This window comes from Gracilimonas tropica DSM 19535 (genome assembly GCF_000375425.1).
Classification (GTDB): Bacteria; Bacteroidota; Rhodothermia; order Balneolales; family Balneolaceae; genus Gracilimonas; species Gracilimonas tropica.
The window spans coordinates 36688-52364 of record NZ_AQXG01000009.1 but is presented as its reverse complement, the minus strand read 5'-3'; the positions used below and the strand labels follow the sequence as shown (position 1 = coordinate 52364).

Genomic DNA, 15677 nt, shown 5'->3' with positions numbered 1-15677 from the left:
ATTTGCAAATTTTTTAGTTCCATCCTAAAATTTCTGCTCAATTAATGGCACCTACATTCACATTCACCCGCACCGATCCAAATTTCCCCTTGATATCTGCTTCATACACTTCCATTACTTTATCCAGTAATGTTTCAATGTAATGTCCTCCTTTTTCGGTACTGATCTTCATAGTCACTTCCCAAATGTACTTCTTATTCATCCAGGGAATTGCTGCCGGTGAGGGGCCTAAAACCGGAACATCCGGAACCACCCGAACGGCTGAATCTTTGAGGGCATGGGCTGCCATATTCACTTCGTGTCCTTTTGCAGATTTCAGTTCAAACCGAATCAACCGCGAATACGGCGGATAGTACAAGGGCTTTCGAAATTCCATTTCCTGCCGGGCAAATCCGCGATGATCGTGATTCTTTGCAAATATAAGCGCTGGATTATCAGGCTGCCTCGTTTGCAAAAATACCGTACCCGGTTTGTCTCCACGACCAGACCTCCCGGAAACTTGACTCAATAACTGATACATCCGCTCGGTAGCCTGGAAAGAAGGAAAGGCTAATTCCGTATCCGCATTTACTACACCGACTACCGTTACATTAGGGAAATCAAGACCTTTGGCCACCAGCTGTGTCCCGATGAGGATATCTGCATTCCCTTCCCCAAACTCTTTCAAGATTCGCTCATGTGCTCCTTTTCTGGAGGTCGAATCACGATCAAAACGAATCACTCTCGCATCCGGAAAAAGATCTTCCAGCTGCTCTTCAATATTTTGCGTACCTGATCCCTGCACTTTTAGGTTAGCGGATCCACAGTTTTCACATTGCGTATCCTTTCGGCGAGAATAGCCGGTGTAATGATCCATCAGCAAATTCTTACGCTTGTGATACGTCAGGCTGACCGAACTTTCGGGGCTTTCGGGAATATGCCCACAATCTTCACACTGTAAATAACTTGCATATCCCCGCCTGTTATACAGCAGGATAATTTGCTCATCATTCTTTATGGCATTCTCCATCGCCTTATACAAAGGAATCGCAAACTCACCCCGCATGGGTTTGCCTTTGTATTGTTTCAGATCAACGATCCGGACTTCAGGCAATACCGCATTGGCATGGCGTTTCTTTAATTCCAATAACTCGCATTTGTCCTTTGCAGCCATATTCAACGCTTGCATACTGGGGGTAGCCGACCCCATGATAACAACGGCATCATTCATCTTCGCACGAACAATTGCCGTCTCACGGGCGTGATACCTTGGTGCGGGATCCATCTGTTTGTAGGAGCTATCGTGCTCTTCATCCAGAATAATGATTCCCAGGTTCTGCACCGGGGCAAACACTGCCGAACGCGGGCCAATGGCAATCTTCTTTTTCCCGGAATTAAGATCTCGCCACGCCTGCAGTCGTTCACGGTTGGTCATACGGCTGTGCAACATGGCAATGTCATCCCCAAAAATACGATAGAACCGGGAAACCGTTTGTGGTGTGAGCGCAATTTCGGGTACCAATACAATTCCACCTTTACCTTCCTCAATCACCTTTTTGAGAGCATGGATGTACACTTCCGTCTTTCCACTTCCCGTAATTCCAAACAACAAATAATTCGCAAATTCGCTCTCAGTTAGCGATTCCTGAATCTGCTCAAAAGCCTGTTGCTGATCTTCATTCAGTGTTTTAATAGAACTAGGGTCAAAATCCAAATGATCGATCTCGTTCTTCTTTTCCACTTCCCGATAGGTGATCCAGCCTTCCTCCTGTAATTTCTTAAGCGTGTAGGAAGTGAAGATGGAATCGCCGGAAATTTCAGATTGACGTATAGGAAGTTCTTCCGCAATTTCCGCCAGCGCTGAAGTCCATTTCAAGTCTTCGTTCACCTCTTCACTTTCAAGAAACTCGTTCGCTTTCTGCTGATTTTTTTCTTTCCCCCAGATCCATTCCCGCTCGGTTGCAACCGTCACTTTCAAATCCGGTTCTTCCCAAATTTCGATCTTTTTATCCTTCAGAAGCTTTGAAAAAACTTTGTTTAGCCCGGTTCCCTTCCATCGCTTTTTGGCTTCATTCAGGGTGGGTTTATTTTTCCTTATATCTGAAATGATTTCTCGCTCGTCTTCACTGAGGCTTTTCTCATCAATGTGCTCAGCTATGTTCAGGTATTTCCGGGATACAAAATTCAGCCCGGCAGGAAGAGCCGCCTGAATGGTTTCGCCCCAACTGGCGTAATAAAATTTGGAGATCCACTTCGTGAGATCGAGTAATTCTTTGGATAAAATCGGCTCCTCATCTAAGATCTTTCGGATGGGTTTGGTATTGAAGGAGGGCTTCTTTTGGTGAACCGAGACAATCACCCCAATGGCATAATAATTTCTGAATGGAATCCACACGCGCTGACCGGCTTGAACTTTTGATTCAAGTGCATCAGAAACATGATACGTAAACTGTTTTCGCACCGCGGCAGGCAGTGCAACATCAACAAAAGTGGACAAAATATGCAGGTAAAATTGGATTAGTTAGGGTGGGAAAGCTTATCCAATTTCACAGCGTGAATCAACCCGTTTATAGCACGATCAATAAATAGATGAGAATAATCAAAACCGGCAAACTAAATACCAATCCGCCTCTCCAATGTGCTTCTCGTTTTTTCATAACCGCCTCCTGTCTTTGCGTTTAGACGTGATCTTCAACTGTAATATTACCAATAACGTTCTCCAAAAACACCGCATGTTCATGTCAAATGAACATCCAACATCCAGCAAGGAACATCGAAGTAAGAACTATTCCTTTTTGAGATTTTTCTTTGCAGTATTAATGCTGCTTACAAAAATTGAAATTAGCTCATCATTTTCTCTCAAAGGATCTCTGAATTCAGAAGAATCTAAAACCTTTATTTGATTCATTATTTCAAGGTTTACAAGTGTTTCTCTAAGTTCCTTCACACCTATTTTAAGTTTGTGTATGAAATCTTTTCTGGATTCTGCACTTTGTGCTTCTGCATGGTGAAAGGCAGGGGATGTTCCACTTTTTACCAACTGCCTTGCAAAGTGAATCCCAATTACTGTTTTTGGTAACTTTTCCACAATTTTTAGAATCATTACTGAAAATGCTATAAGCCTTTTCTTCAAATCAAATTATCTATACTTCATATTTCCACCCTTTAAGTTAAATGTTGAATGTTCCTTGTTCGATGTTGGATGTTCTTAACCCAGCCATCCTTCACGATCTAAACTCCGATACTGAATGGCTTCGGCTACGTGGTTGGACTTGATGGATTCGGAATGATCGAGGTCGGCGATGGTGCGGGAGACTTTGAGGATGCGGTCGTAGGCCCGAGCGGAAAGTCCGAGGGAGGTGATGGCTTTTTTGAGAATCTTGGATCCGGCATCATCTAATTTGCACATCTTGCGAACCATGCGCGTGCTCATCTGTGCATTGCTGTACACACCTTTCACACCCATAAATCGTTTGGATTGAATTTCACGGGCTTCAACAACCCGCTTACGAATATCCGTTGAAGATTCCCCTTTTGCCTTCCCAGACAGCTCCTCGTAGCTCACTTTGTGGACTTCAATATGCAGGTCGATTCGATCTAAAAGCGGACCACTGATCTTACTCAAATACCGCTGCATCTGTATATTCGTGGTACCGTTCATTTCATTGGGATCGTACCAATCGCCTGATGGAGACGGATTCATCGAAGCTACCAGCATTACCCGACTCGGGTAGGTGACGCTCATCCGGGCCCGTGAAATAGAGACGCAGCCATCTTCCAGCGGCTGGCGCATTACTTCCAGCGCACTCCGTTTGAATTCGGGCAATTCATCCAGAAACAGCACGCCATTATGGGCCATCGAGATTTCGCCCGGCATTGGAATACTGCCTCCTCCTACCAAAGCTACATCAGAAACCGTGTGATGCGGCGACCTGAATTGTCGTTTTGTGATCAATGCTTTTCCGGATTCAAGAATACCGGATACCGAATGAATTTTGGTGGTTTCAAGCGCTTCTTCTAAAGTCAGCGGTGGAAGAATAGTCGGAATTCGTCTTGCCATCATGGTTTTTCCTGAACCTGGCGGGCCGACCATAATGACATTATGTGAACCTGCAGCTGCAATTTCCAATGCTCTTTTTACATTTTCCTGTCCACGCACATCAGAAAAATCCAGCGGATTGTGTTTTCCATTTTGATGAAAATATTCCTGCACATTACTTCGGAGTGGGTCCATACTTCCCCGATTTTCCAGCCAGTCTTTCACTTGATTAAGATGCTCGAAGGGAAACACATTGAGCTCTTCAACCACTGCTGCTTCTCCGCCATTTTCTTTTGGAACGATCAAATTCTTGTATCCTTTTTTAGCTGCTTCCACCGCCACAGGTAATGCCCCTTTTACAGGACGAATTTTTCCATCCAGCGCCAATTCTCCCAACATTACCGTATCATCCAATTTGTCGGTATGAAGCTGTCCGGACATATTCAGAATCCCGATTGCAATGGGCAAGTCGAACCCGTTTCCTTCTTTTGGAAGATCGGCCGGTGCTAAATTCACCGTAATCCTCCCAATAGGATAAAAAGAGCCCGTATTCCGAATGGCTGCTTCTACCCGGTCGCGGGCCTCTTTGACTGCTCGGTCCGGCAATCCTACTAAAAAGAATGCAACCATTCCATTAGTGTGATGGGTTTCTACATCAATGATCTTGGCATCTACCCCGACCGTGGATGCACAATAAACTCTTGAAAGCATAATTTGTACCTGTATCTTTTCTGTTATCTTTACGTAGTTAGAGCGGTGAGAAAGCAATTCCTTACAAAAAAATTTCATAAATCTTACATACCATGAAAAAAGAAGAAGCTAAAGCCAAAGCAAAAACCATTTACGAAGAGATTCAGGGTGGCGTAAATGAAGTCATCAAACAGATCCGAAAAATGATCAAAGAGGGAGGCGCCCGAAAGCTGATCATCAAAAACAAAGAAGGGGAAATTAAATTTCAGACCAATCTGACCATCGGCGTGGGCGGAGCAACTTTAGCGACCGTAATGGCTCCGGTTATTTCTGCCATTGGGATGTTTGCGATGTTCATTAACGATTACCAGATTATCGTAGAACGCGAAGCTACTGAAGAAGATGAATATTCCGTAGATGCGGAATTCATCGACATCAAAGACGAGGACGAAGCGGAAGAATCTGAAACCAAAGCAGAAGAGCAATCAAATTCTGAAGAAGAGAAAGAAGAAAAAACGGTGGGTAAGAAGAAAAGTAATTAAGTGATGAGTGATGAAGTGAGCGTTGTTGACTAATTTGCTCACTTCATCACTTTTTCACTCTTCACTTATTTCCAATGCGATTCGGCGATGGCTTCTTCGCTTTCCAGTTCGCCTAAGTATTTTTCGGCATCAAGGGCGGCTTTACACCCGGTGCCGGCCGCGGTTACAGCTTGTCGATAGACTGCATCCATCGCATCTCCGCAGGCAAATAACCCAGGCTGATCGGTTACGGTTGATTGTCCTTTAGTTTGAATGTAGCCGACATCATCCATTTCAACTACACCTTTAAAAAGATCCGTATTTGGTTTGTGTCCGATGGCAATAAATACACCGGTCACATCATCCAGCGTAGTGACTTCATCGGTTTTTCTGTTTCTTACTTTCACACCATCAACCACCTGATCTCCCAACACTTCGATCAGTTCGCTGTCCCACATAAATTCGATTTTGTCATTATTGAAAGCACGCTGCTGCATTGCTTTGGAAGCGCGGAGTTCATCGCGCCGGTGAATGACGGTGACTTTGCTGGCAAATTTGGTCAGGAAAGTTGCTTCTTCCATCGCAGTATCTCCACCACCCACAATAATTACGTGCTGATCGCGGAAGAAAGCACCATCACAAGTTGCACAAGCGGAAACGCCTTTACCACGTAATTTCTGCTCGCTTTCCAGATGCAGCCATTTTGCAGATGCTCCTGTTGAAGCAATAATGGCATGCGCGAATACTTCTGTTTTCTCATCAACGGTGACTTTATAAGGTCGTTCGCTGAAATCAATATCAGTGACATATCCATAGCGACAGTCGGCCCCGAAGCGCGTGGCTTGCTCGCGAAAATCCTGCATCATTTGTGGGCCCATTACTCCTTCGGGATAGCCGGGAAAGTTTTCAACATCGGTGGTCGTCATGAGTTGCCCCCCGGGCTCAGGACCTTCAAATACGATGGGACTTAAATCGGCTCTTGCTGCATATAATGCGGCGGTCAATCCAGCCGGACCGCTTCCTACAATTACAACCTGAAATGTTTTTCCTGCGATGTCTTCCATGATCAATTCTTTTCTTTAGATTCTGATACAATAATACGGTTTTATCTTACAAAAATGTGGCTCTTATTTTCTATGAAATTGATAGACCAGACTTATTCTGAGTTCATCAGTTCTTCACTTTTGTAATTAAAAAAACGAGTCAAAGTCACCATTGGGCTCTCTCTGATTTCCAGCAAAGCTGAAATCGGTCTCTCTCCAAAGAGAGATAGATTCTTGCCATTTCATATAAATTTGTCCTGTGTAAAAGATCTTTACCAGCAAGAACCTGTGTCCCTTCGGAGGGACAGGAAGAATGAGCTCGCTCATTACTTCCAGGGAGGATAGTCACGTCGTCACATGATTCGTATCCCAAACCCAGAAAAATGCATCCCAGACAAAAATCTCCTAAAAAAGCGCTCCCATCTATATTTGCGATTTAAATTCAATTCACTATGTTAAATGCTGTTAAGTCAAAATGGAGGATACAAGTGATTGTTGGAGTTTTAAAAGAAACAGCAGAACACGAACGCCGGGTTGCACTTACACCGGAAATCACCGCACAACTAATTAACAAGGAACTTGAAGTTTGGGTTGAACCGGATGCCGGGATGAAATCAAATTTCCCGGATAAACAGTATAAAGAATCGGGCGCGACCATAGCCGGAAGTCGGGATGAAATTCTCTCCAAATCTGACATCTTGCTCACCATCCAAACGCCTTCCGAGGCAGAGATCAGGAAACTAAAAGAAGGTACGGTTTTGATCTGTTTCTTGTGGGCACTTCAACATCCTGAGTTGGTGGAGCTTCTCAAAGAACAGAATATCTCTGCTTTGGGGATGGATGCCGTTCCCCGAATTTCCCGGGCGCAAAATATGGATGCCCTTTCCTCCATGAGCTCCATCGCCGGATACAAGTCAGCCCTTATCGCAGCCAATGAGCTCGATAAATACCTCCCGATGATGATGACGGCTGCCGGAACCATTCCACCGGCAAAAACCCTGGTGTTGGGCGCCGGTGTGGCCGGACTTCAAGCCATTGCGACTTTGCGAAGACTGGGAGCTGTAGTTGAAGCTTTTGATATTCGTCCTGAGGTAAAAGAGCAGGTGGAAAGTCTCGGGGCCAAATTCGTGGAAGTGGAACTCGGCGATGAAGACACACAAACCGAAGGCGGTTACGCCAAAGAACTCGATGAAAAGAAACAGGACTTACAGCGACAGGCCATTCATGAGCACTGTAAAAAATCAGACATTGTAATTACGACCGCACTCATTCCCGGCCGACCTGCTCCCATCTTGATCAAGGAAGAAATGGTTAAGGATATGTCGCCCGGATCGGTGATCGTGGATATTGCTTCTGAGAATGGTGGAAATTGCGAACTGACCGAGCACGGGAAGATCGTAGAAAAATATGGTGTAAAGATCGTAGGACCGAACAATTTACCAAGTCAGCTTTCGCTTCACGCCAGTAAACTATATTCCAAGAATATGTATGCGTTGCTTGATCTTCTGTTGGAAGATGGCAAACCAAATTTCAACTTTGACGACGAAATTCTGCTAAAAACCACCATCACGCATCAGGGCGAAATTATCAGCCCCATGCTCAAGAAATAACGAACACCGAACATCCAACTTCGAAATTCGATGTTCCTTGTTGGAGGTTCAATGTTCAAAACTAAAATATCATGTCAGCCTTAATTTTTTCTTTATTCATTTTTGTTCTGGCCTGTTTTATCGGCTTCGAACTCATCTCAAAAGTGCCGCCCACGCTGCATACGCCGCTCATGAGTGGTGCTAATGCCATTTCGGGGATCACCATTGTGGGTGCACTCATTGTCGCCGGACATTCGGGAACCGATTCACAAATAAGTCAGATCATCGGCTTTGTGGCCATTGTGTTTGCCACTATCAACGTGGTGGGCGGATTCATGGTGACCGACCGCATGCTGGAGATGTTCAAGAAAAAGGAGGATGAGAAATGAGTCAGTTTTTACCGGAAGCTTTTCTGCCCTATTTACCAGATACTATCCAGATCATTTACCTGATCGCGACCTTCTTTTTTATTCGCGGGTTGAAATTATTGAATTCCCCTGCCACGGCCCGAAAGGGAAATCAGTTTGCGGCGCTGGGAATGTTCATCGGAATTGTAGTAACCCTGTTCGATCAGCAGATCATTTCTTTTGAATGGATCATCGCCGGAATTTTGATCGGTGGATTGATCGGTGCCGTTCTGGCCAAAAAAGTAGCCATGACCGCCATGCCGGAACTTGTAGCCGTTTTCAACGGATTCGGCGGTGGAGCCTCCGCACTGGTTGCCTGGGGCGAGTTTTCTCGTTTGGTTGATCCTACGACCATGACGCCCGACAGCCTCGTTACCACCGGGCTCGGTATTTTCATCGGTTCACTCACATTCACCGGAAGCTTCATTGCCTTTGGGAAGTTGAAAGGTTTTATATCAGGAAACGCCATTACCTTTCCCGGGCTGAATGTTATCAATATTGGCTCGATGATCGGGGTACTGGTTTTAATCGGATTTTTCACTGTTGATCCCACCAACCAAACTATTTTCTGGATCATCCTTGGGCTTTCTCTTTTGATCGGCATCACTTCTGTTATTCCTATTGGCGGGGCGGATATGCCGGTGGTAATTTCACTCCTGAACTCCTACTCAGGAATTGCTGCTTCGATGGCAGGATTTGTGATCGGCAACAACCTGCTCATTATTTCCGGTGCATTGGTTGGAGCTGCCGGATTGATCCTTACCAACATCATGTGTAAAGCTATGAACCGCTCACTCACCAACGTGATCTTCGGAGCTTTCGGTGGAGACTCGGGAGGAGGCTCTGGTGCCGATACCGGAGACAAATCCGTGCGCGAAACTACCGCAGAAGACCTTGCTATACAAGTGGGTTATGCATCAAAAGTAGTCATAGTTCCGGGATATGGACTGGCAGTTGCACAGGCACAGCACGTACTCAAAGAAGTTGCCGGAAAACTGGAAGAGCGTGGCGTTCAGGTTAAATATGGAATTCACCCTGTAGCAGGACGAATGCCCGGCCACATGAACGTACTTCTTGCAGAAGCGGACGTTCCTTACGATCAGCTTCTCGATATGGATCAAATCAACCCCGAGTTTAAAACCACGGATGTAGTGCTGGTGATCGGAGCCAATGATGTGGTCAATCCCGTAGCCAAAACAGAACCCGGTAGCCCCATTTACGGAATGCCGATCTTGAATGTGGATGAAGCCAAAAGGACGATCGTCTTCAAGCGTAGTTTAAGCCCTGGTTATGCCGGTATTGACAATCCCCTGTTTTATGCTGAAAAGAACCAGATGTTCTTTGGTGATGCGAAGAAGAGCCTGCAGGCTTTGAATGAAGCCTTGAATGACGTTTAGAATTTGAGTGGGATGATATTTTTGATGGATGATTGGAAAAAACCCGGTCATCCATTTCAATTATTCCGAATATTTCTTTCTTTAAACAAGCTCTCAACCAATTATCTCGCTCCTAAGCTCTGCGTTGGAGCGTATATTTTTTTGGCTTATCTTCGCCCTTCAAAATTCAAAAATTCCGTATGAAATCTTACTTACCTGTTGCCGCCTTATTTTTATTCAGCATTCTTCTCTCCGGTTGTTTCCGCAATAATGGATGCGACCAAGAACCCAATACCGCCGTCAACCAGGATCAGCTTGCCTTAGATGTTGATGCCATTGAATCTTATCTCTCCGAAAATAATATCGAAGCTGAAGTTCACCCTTCCGGTATTCGCTATGTGGTGAAAGAAACGGGCGAGGGCAGAAAACCCACTTTATGTGATCAGGTTACCGTACGTTATGAAGGACGGTTGATGTCGGACGGCAGTGTTTTTGATTCCAGTGACCGGGCTATCGCTTTCGCCTTAAATCGGTTGATCACGGGTTGGCAAGTTGGCATTCCTCTCATAAAAGAAGGCGGAAGTATTACATTATATATTCCATCATCGTATGCTTACGGACGAAACGGAGCCGGTGATGACATCCCCCCGAATGCAAACCTCATTTTTGAAATTGAACTGGTTGCTGTTTTTTAAACTGATTGTTCCTCAATAAACCGCAAAAAATGAGTCGGTGACAGGACTATCCCTACTGATAAAGAAAACCTATCACTGATTAAAGGGATATTGATTTGGCTGATAGCAAGGGATTGATTTATTTTAGATTCTGTGATTTAAAGAAATTAATGGAGATACTATGGCCGATAAGAATGACAAATCAAATAAGGCAAACACCTACAAAGTAAATACCGAAGGTGGCTGTCCTTTCCACGACACGATGAAAGTAGCTGCCGGAGGCGGAACCAATAACCGCGAGTGGTGGCCTAATAAATTGAATCTGAGTATTCTGCGTCAGCATTCTGACAAGTCTAACCCGATGGGTAAAGATTTTGATTACGCAGAAGAATTTAAAAAACTGGATCTGAAAGCCGTCAAAAAAGATCTTGAGGAATTAATGACCGATTCTCAGGATTGGTGGCCGGCCGATTTTGGTCATTATGGCCCGCTCATGATCCGTATGGCCTGGCACAGTGCCGGAACCTATCGTGTGGTAGATGGACGTGGAGGTGGAGCAACCGGAAATCAGCGTTTTGCCCCTCTCAACAGCTGGCCTGATAATGTGAATTTGGATAAAGCCCGACTATTGCTCTGGCCTATCAAGCAAAAGTATGGAAGAAAGCTTTCCTGGGGCGACCTGATGATCCTTGCCGGAAACGTTGCGCTCGAGTCCATGGGCTTCAAAACATTTGGTTTTGGAGGTGGACGTGTGGACGTTTGGGAACCCGAAGAAGATATTTACTGGGGATCTGAAGGCGAATGGCTGGCCGATCAGCGCCACGATGACGAAGGGAATCTGGAAGAACCACTCGGTGCCGATCACATGGGATTGATCTATGTAAATCCTGAAGGACCGAATGGTGAACCTGATCCTAAAAAAGCAGCGCACTACATTCGACAGACATTTGCCCGAATGGCTATGAATGATGAAGAAACCGTTGCTTTGATCGCAGGTGGACACACATTTGGTAAAGTACACGGAGCTGCTCCCGAATCTAATCTGGAAGCCGAACCGGAAGGTGCTCCTATCGAAGCGATGGGAATGGGCTGGCATAACAAATACGGAACCGGGAAAGGTAGCGATACCATCACATCTGGCTTGGAAGGAACCTGGACACAGAAACCCACCGAATGGACCATGTTGTATCTTGAGAATCTGTTCAATTACGAGTGGGAATTAACCAAGAGTCCGGCCGGTGCTTACCAGTGGAAACCCAAAGATGGAGCCGGCGAAGGAACCGTTCCTGACGCCCACGATCCGGAGAAAAAGCATGCTCCGTTTATGCTGACTACTGATCTTTCTCTGCGTGAGGACCCTACATACGAGAAGATCTCCCGTCGTTTCCTCGAAAATCCTGATGAGTTCGCTGATGCTTTTGCACGAGCATGGTATAAACTGACTCACCGCGATATGGGGCCAAAATCTCTTCTTCTCGGCCCTGAAGTCCCGGAAGAAGAACTGCTCTGGCAGGATCCGATCCCTGAAGTAGATCATGAACTGATCGACGAAACTGATGTTGAAGAACTGAAAGGCAAGATCCTGGATTCAGGATTGTCTGTTTCTGAACTTGTCTCAACGGCATGGGCGTCTGCTTCTACCTATCGTAATTCTGATAAGCGAGGTGGAGCCAATGGTGCCCGCGTTCGTCTGGCTCCTCAAAAAGATTGGGAAGTCAATAATCCCGAGCAACTTTCCAAAGTGCTGAATGTGCTTGAAGGCATTCAATCCGAATTCAACGAAGCACAATCCGGTGACAAGAAAGTTTCTATTGCTGACCTTATTGTTTTGGGCGGAGTCGCTGCAATTGAAAAAGCAGCTAAAGATGCCGGTCACGAGGTAAGCGTACCTTTCACTCCGGGACGAACCGATGCCACTCAGGAGCAAACCGATGTAGAATCATTTGCATGGTTAGAACCCCCAGCTGATGGCTTCCGCAACTATTATAATGCGAAGCACCGAACTTCTCCGGAAGAAATGTTGGTGGACAAAGCACAGCTTATGACGCTTACACCTCCTGAAATGACCGTTCTGCTCGGCGGAATGCGCGTCCTGGACACCAATTATGACGGTTCCAAGAAAGGCGTTTTTACTGACAAGCCCGGAACTTTGACCAATGATTACTTCAAGAACCTGTTGGATCTAAACACGACCTGGCAGGCAACTACGGATGATCAAAACGTATTTGCAGGAAGTGATCGCAAGACGGGCGATATCAAATGGAGTGGTTCGAGAGTGGATCTGATCGCAGGTTCCAACTCCGAGCTAAGAGCACTTGCTGAAGTTTATGGTGCCGAAGACAGCGAGGAAAAATTCCTCAACGACTTCGTGAACGCCTGGACTAAAGTGATGAACCTCGATCGTTTCGATCTGAAGTAACTCACTTAAACTAAATACTGGTGGCGATGCTCTGCGCCGTCACCAAATGATTTTTCAAAAGGTGGTCTGATTAATTTCAGGCTGCCTTTTTTTTGTTTATTCAACTGCATCTTCATCGTAAAACCGCATGGCTTTCCAAAAGCTGAAGGTCGCTAAGACCCCGCATACGGTAAATACCAGCAAAAGGGCTTTGGAAGGCCCATAAAGTCCCGTAAATACAGTATCGATGAGCCATCCCGTTACCGGCGGACCGATCCCAAACCCCACAATGCTAATCACAAATAAATACACCGCGCCGGCCATCCCACGCATATTTGATTTCACGAAATACTGGATGAGTGCAGCGGCCACTCCATTGTATGAGGAAGCAATCACATTTCCGATTCCAATTAGGATAAATGCTACCATTACCGACTCTGCCATCAGCCCAAAATAATAGAACGGAAGTCCGCCAAGAGCCGCTATAATTCCCATTACAAACCGTTTCTCAGCCCCGTATTTAACCGCTATTCTATCCGCCAACCAACCAGAGACATTCACCCCAACTCCCGTTGCAAACATGAACCATCCGTATTGCGAGATCAGCGAAGGAGCCTCAAACGTATCATTTAGCACATTTCCGATGAATGCCAAAATGGTATAGCCACTTAGTGAAAGCAGGGAAAATCCAAATAAATACCAACGAACGGTCTTTTTGTTGAGGATGAATTTCAAGACCTCAAAAAATCGTGCAGCTGATCTCATCCCCTTCCCGGAAACCCTGTTTGGCTCCCTGATCAATATAAACCCTATCAGAAATAATAAAATGCCGGGCCACCCAACGGTTTTCATAGCTTGGCGCCAATCGTAAGCTTCTGCAACTGAACCGCCTATCAGGAATGAAAGTCCTACACCTACAAATATTCCGGAAGCATAGAATGAAAATACGCGTGCTCGTTTCTCGGGAGGAAAATAATCGGCCAGCATGGAGTACACGGCCGGACTCAACGCCGACTGACTTACACCAACAAAAAATCGAGCTGTAATAAGAAACACGAACGAGCTGGCGAATCCACTGGCTACGGTCATCAGGCTCCAGATCAACAAACCGAAAAGAATAATTCGCTTTCGGGAAAACTGATCCGCAAACCATCCCATGAAGATCCCACAGACCGCATAGATCAATGAAAATGCAGGTCCGTAGAGAATACCGATTTGGGTGTTAGAAAATCCGAGATCATCCCGAATGGCGGTTCCTAAAACAGCGACTATTTGTCGATCTACAAAGCTGGAGATGTAGATCAAAAATAATAATCCCAAAACCAGCCAGGCATAGAATTGGGGATTTCGAGCTTCGAGTTTATCGTAGATGAATTTCATGCCGCAAAGATAGAACGCAGATTTGTGGAATGGAAGGGGATTTGAACATCGAACATCGAACATCGAATAAAGAATATTCAATAATGAAGTGTCACATAAAAAATCGCAATTTGATCCATCACTAACCTATCTCTTGGAAATAACTACGTTAGAAAAACCTTTCGTGTTTTTGAGATTTCGTGGCAAAAAAATTGAAAGTCATTCACTATAAAACCCATCAAAAAAAGCGAATATTTGTATCACAAAAATCCCACATAAAGGGTGTAGAATGATTATTTTTGAGGTTCACTCAAATTTGACTTGAAAACAAACTCACTCATCATGAAAGTTGGAATCTTAGGCGCAACCGGTGCCGTTGGACAAAAATTCATTCGTTTACTGCAGGGACATCCCTGGTTTGAAATTGAGGCCCTTGGTGCTTCAGAACGCTCTGCAGGCAAAAAATATAAACAAGCCGCCAATTGGATTGAAGATGTAGTGCTGCCGGAATCCGTTAAAGAAATGACGGTCAAGAATTGCGATCCGGCTGAGTTTGATAAGGTTGATTTCGTTTTTTCCGGACTCGATTCTTCCGTGGCAGGCGACATTGAAAAAGCCTTTGCAAGCGCAGGAATTCCGGTGATATCCAATGCCAAGAATTATCGACAGGATCCCACGGTTCCTCTACTCATTCCTGAGATCAATCCGGATCATACTGAACTCATCAAAACGCAAACCTTCAGTAAAGACGGAAGCGGGTGGATCGTCACCAATCCAAATTGTGTGGCGGTTCCGTTATCTATCGCCCTCAAACCATTGCACGATGTCTTTGGTATTGACAGCCTCATCTTAACGACCATGCAAGCTGTTTCCGGAGCAGGTTATCCCGGCGTAGCAAGCCTTGACATTTTAGGAAATGTAGTTCCTTACATTTCCGGGGAAGAGCCCAAAGTGGGACCAGAGGCGAGAAAATTATTAAGCACTTTGGAAGGAACCGATCTGAAGAAACCCGATTTTGCAGTTCAAGCCACAGCCACGCGAGTCCCTACCATTAACGGACATATGATCTCCGCCACGGTGAAGTTCAAAAACACACCCGCAGATATTGAAGAGGTAAAAGCAGCTTATGCTAACTGGAAAAATCCAATTGAACTTCTTGATCTTCCATTTGCTCCGAAAGAATTGTACAAACTGCATGAAGAAGAGAAATACCCACAGCCACGCCTTCATGCCGATTGGGAAAATGGAATGCAGCTGCATTTAGGTCGCCTTAGAAAAGCGGAAGTGTTTGACGTCAGCTTTGTAGCCATGGCGCATAATACCATTCGCGGTGCGGCCGGTGGTGCTATCCTGAATGCCGAATTGTTGGTGAAAAAAGGGTTTCTGAAGTAATTCTCATCTTATTGAGGTGAGTTCACTCGGAAGTTGTCATCCCCAGTCACTGAAATTTTGCCAAGGATTGGTTTCTCATATGCGAGGGATCTCAACGTTTAATACCTAATCGCTGGTGCAGACCTTGATACTCCTCGCAGAATATGTCCTCATCCTATTTCAATTTATTACGCGACTCGGGGTGACAACGTTTTGAGACAATTCAAGAAA

12 protein-coding genes are annotated in these 15677 nt (G+C 45.3%); 7 read left to right on the top strand and 5 right to left on the bottom strand.

The features are described from left to right. Nucleotides 1–37 precede the first annotated feature (37 nt). The 3 genes from priA to B151_RS0113135 form a co-directional block, all read right to left on the bottom strand. Nucleotides 38–2476 (bottom strand): replication restart helicase PriA, encoded by a 2439-nt coding sequence (gene priA / locus B151_RS0113145; protein WP_020404111.1) that lies wholly within the window; start codon nucleotides 2474–2476, stop codon nucleotides 38–40. Nucleotides 2477–2764: 288 nt separating this feature from the next. Beyond that, a complete protein-coding gene (locus B151_RS0113140) occupies nucleotides 2765–3112 on the bottom strand; it encodes a four helix bundle protein (protein ID WP_026166667.1) in 348 nt (115 codons plus the stop codon). A 75-nt stretch (nucleotides 3113–3187) separates the two neighbouring features. After that, a complete protein-coding gene (locus B151_RS0113135) occupies nucleotides 3188–4729 on the bottom strand; it encodes a YifB family Mg chelatase-like AAA ATPase (RefSeq protein ID WP_020404109.1) in 1542 nt (513 codons plus the stop codon). A gap of 92 nt (nucleotides 4730–4821) precedes the next feature. Between B151_RS0113135 and B151_RS0113130 the strand changes: the two genes are divergently transcribed. After that, nucleotides 4822–5250: a DUF4342 domain-containing protein gene (locus tag B151_RS0113130; protein WP_020404108.1), complete on the top strand. Its 429-nt coding sequence runs from the start codon at nucleotides 4822–4824 to the stop codon at nucleotides 5248–5250. Nucleotides 5251–5315: 65 nt separating this feature from the next. Here the strand turns inward: B151_RS0113130 and trxB are convergent, their stop codons facing one another. Next, nucleotides 5316–6293: a thioredoxin-disulfide reductase gene (trxB, locus tag B151_RS0113125; RefSeq protein ID WP_020404107.1), complete on the bottom strand. Its 978-nt coding sequence runs from the start codon at nucleotides 6291–6293 to the stop codon at nucleotides 5316–5318. A gap of 467 nt (nucleotides 6294–6760) precedes the next feature. Between trxB and B151_RS0113115 the strand changes: the two genes are divergently transcribed. From B151_RS0113115 to katG, 5 genes are all read left to right on the top strand, one after another. Continuing rightward, the gene (locus B151_RS0113115; RefSeq protein ID WP_020404105.1) at nucleotides 6761–7882 is read left to right on the top strand and encodes a Re/Si-specific NAD(P)(+) transhydrogenase subunit alpha; all 1122 of its coding nucleotides are present in this window, start codon (nucleotides 6761–6763) and stop codon (nucleotides 7880–7882) included. Between the two features lie 68 nt (nucleotides 7883–7950). Continuing rightward, the gene (locus B151_RS0113110) at nucleotides 7951–8250 is read left to right on the top strand and encodes a proton-translocating transhydrogenase family protein (protein WP_157471004.1); all 300 of its coding nucleotides are present in this window, start codon (nucleotides 7951–7953) and stop codon (nucleotides 8248–8250) included. Further along, nucleotides 8247–9665: an NAD(P)(+) transhydrogenase (Re/Si-specific) subunit beta gene (locus tag B151_RS0113105; RefSeq protein WP_020404103.1), complete on the top strand. Its 1419-nt coding sequence runs from the start codon at nucleotides 8247–8249 to the stop codon at nucleotides 9663–9665. Before B151_RS0113110 ends, B151_RS0113105 begins: the two co-directional genes overlap by 4 nt. Before the next feature lie 179 nt (nucleotides 9666–9844). Next, nucleotides 9845–10339 carry an FKBP-type peptidyl-prolyl cis-trans isomerase gene (locus B151_RS0113095; RefSeq protein ID WP_020404101.1) on the top strand — a complete coding sequence of 165 codons (495 nt, stop codon included), beginning with the start codon at nucleotides 9845–9847 and terminating at the stop codon, nucleotides 10337–10339. Between the two features lie 160 nt (nucleotides 10340–10499). Beyond that, nucleotides 10500–12737, top strand: a complete 2238-nt coding sequence (gene katG / locus B151_RS0113090; protein WP_020404100.1) for a catalase/peroxidase HPI — start codon at nucleotides 10500–10502, stop codon at nucleotides 12735–12737. Nucleotides 12738–12833: 96 nt separating this feature from the next. Here the strand turns inward: katG and B151_RS0113085 are convergent, their stop codons facing one another. Further along, complete coding sequence (locus B151_RS0113085; RefSeq protein WP_020404099.1) at nucleotides 12834–14096, bottom strand: spinster family MFS transporter; 1263 nt, start codon at nucleotides 14094–14096, stop codon at nucleotides 12834–12836. A gap of 321 nt (nucleotides 14097–14417) precedes the next feature. Between B151_RS0113085 and asd the strand changes: the two genes are divergently transcribed. Then, entirely contained in the window at nucleotides 14418–15467 is a 1050-nt protein-coding gene (asd, locus tag B151_RS0113080) for an aspartate-semialdehyde dehydrogenase (RefSeq protein ID WP_020404098.1), read from the top strand. Nucleotides 15468–15677 lie beyond the last annotated feature (210 nt).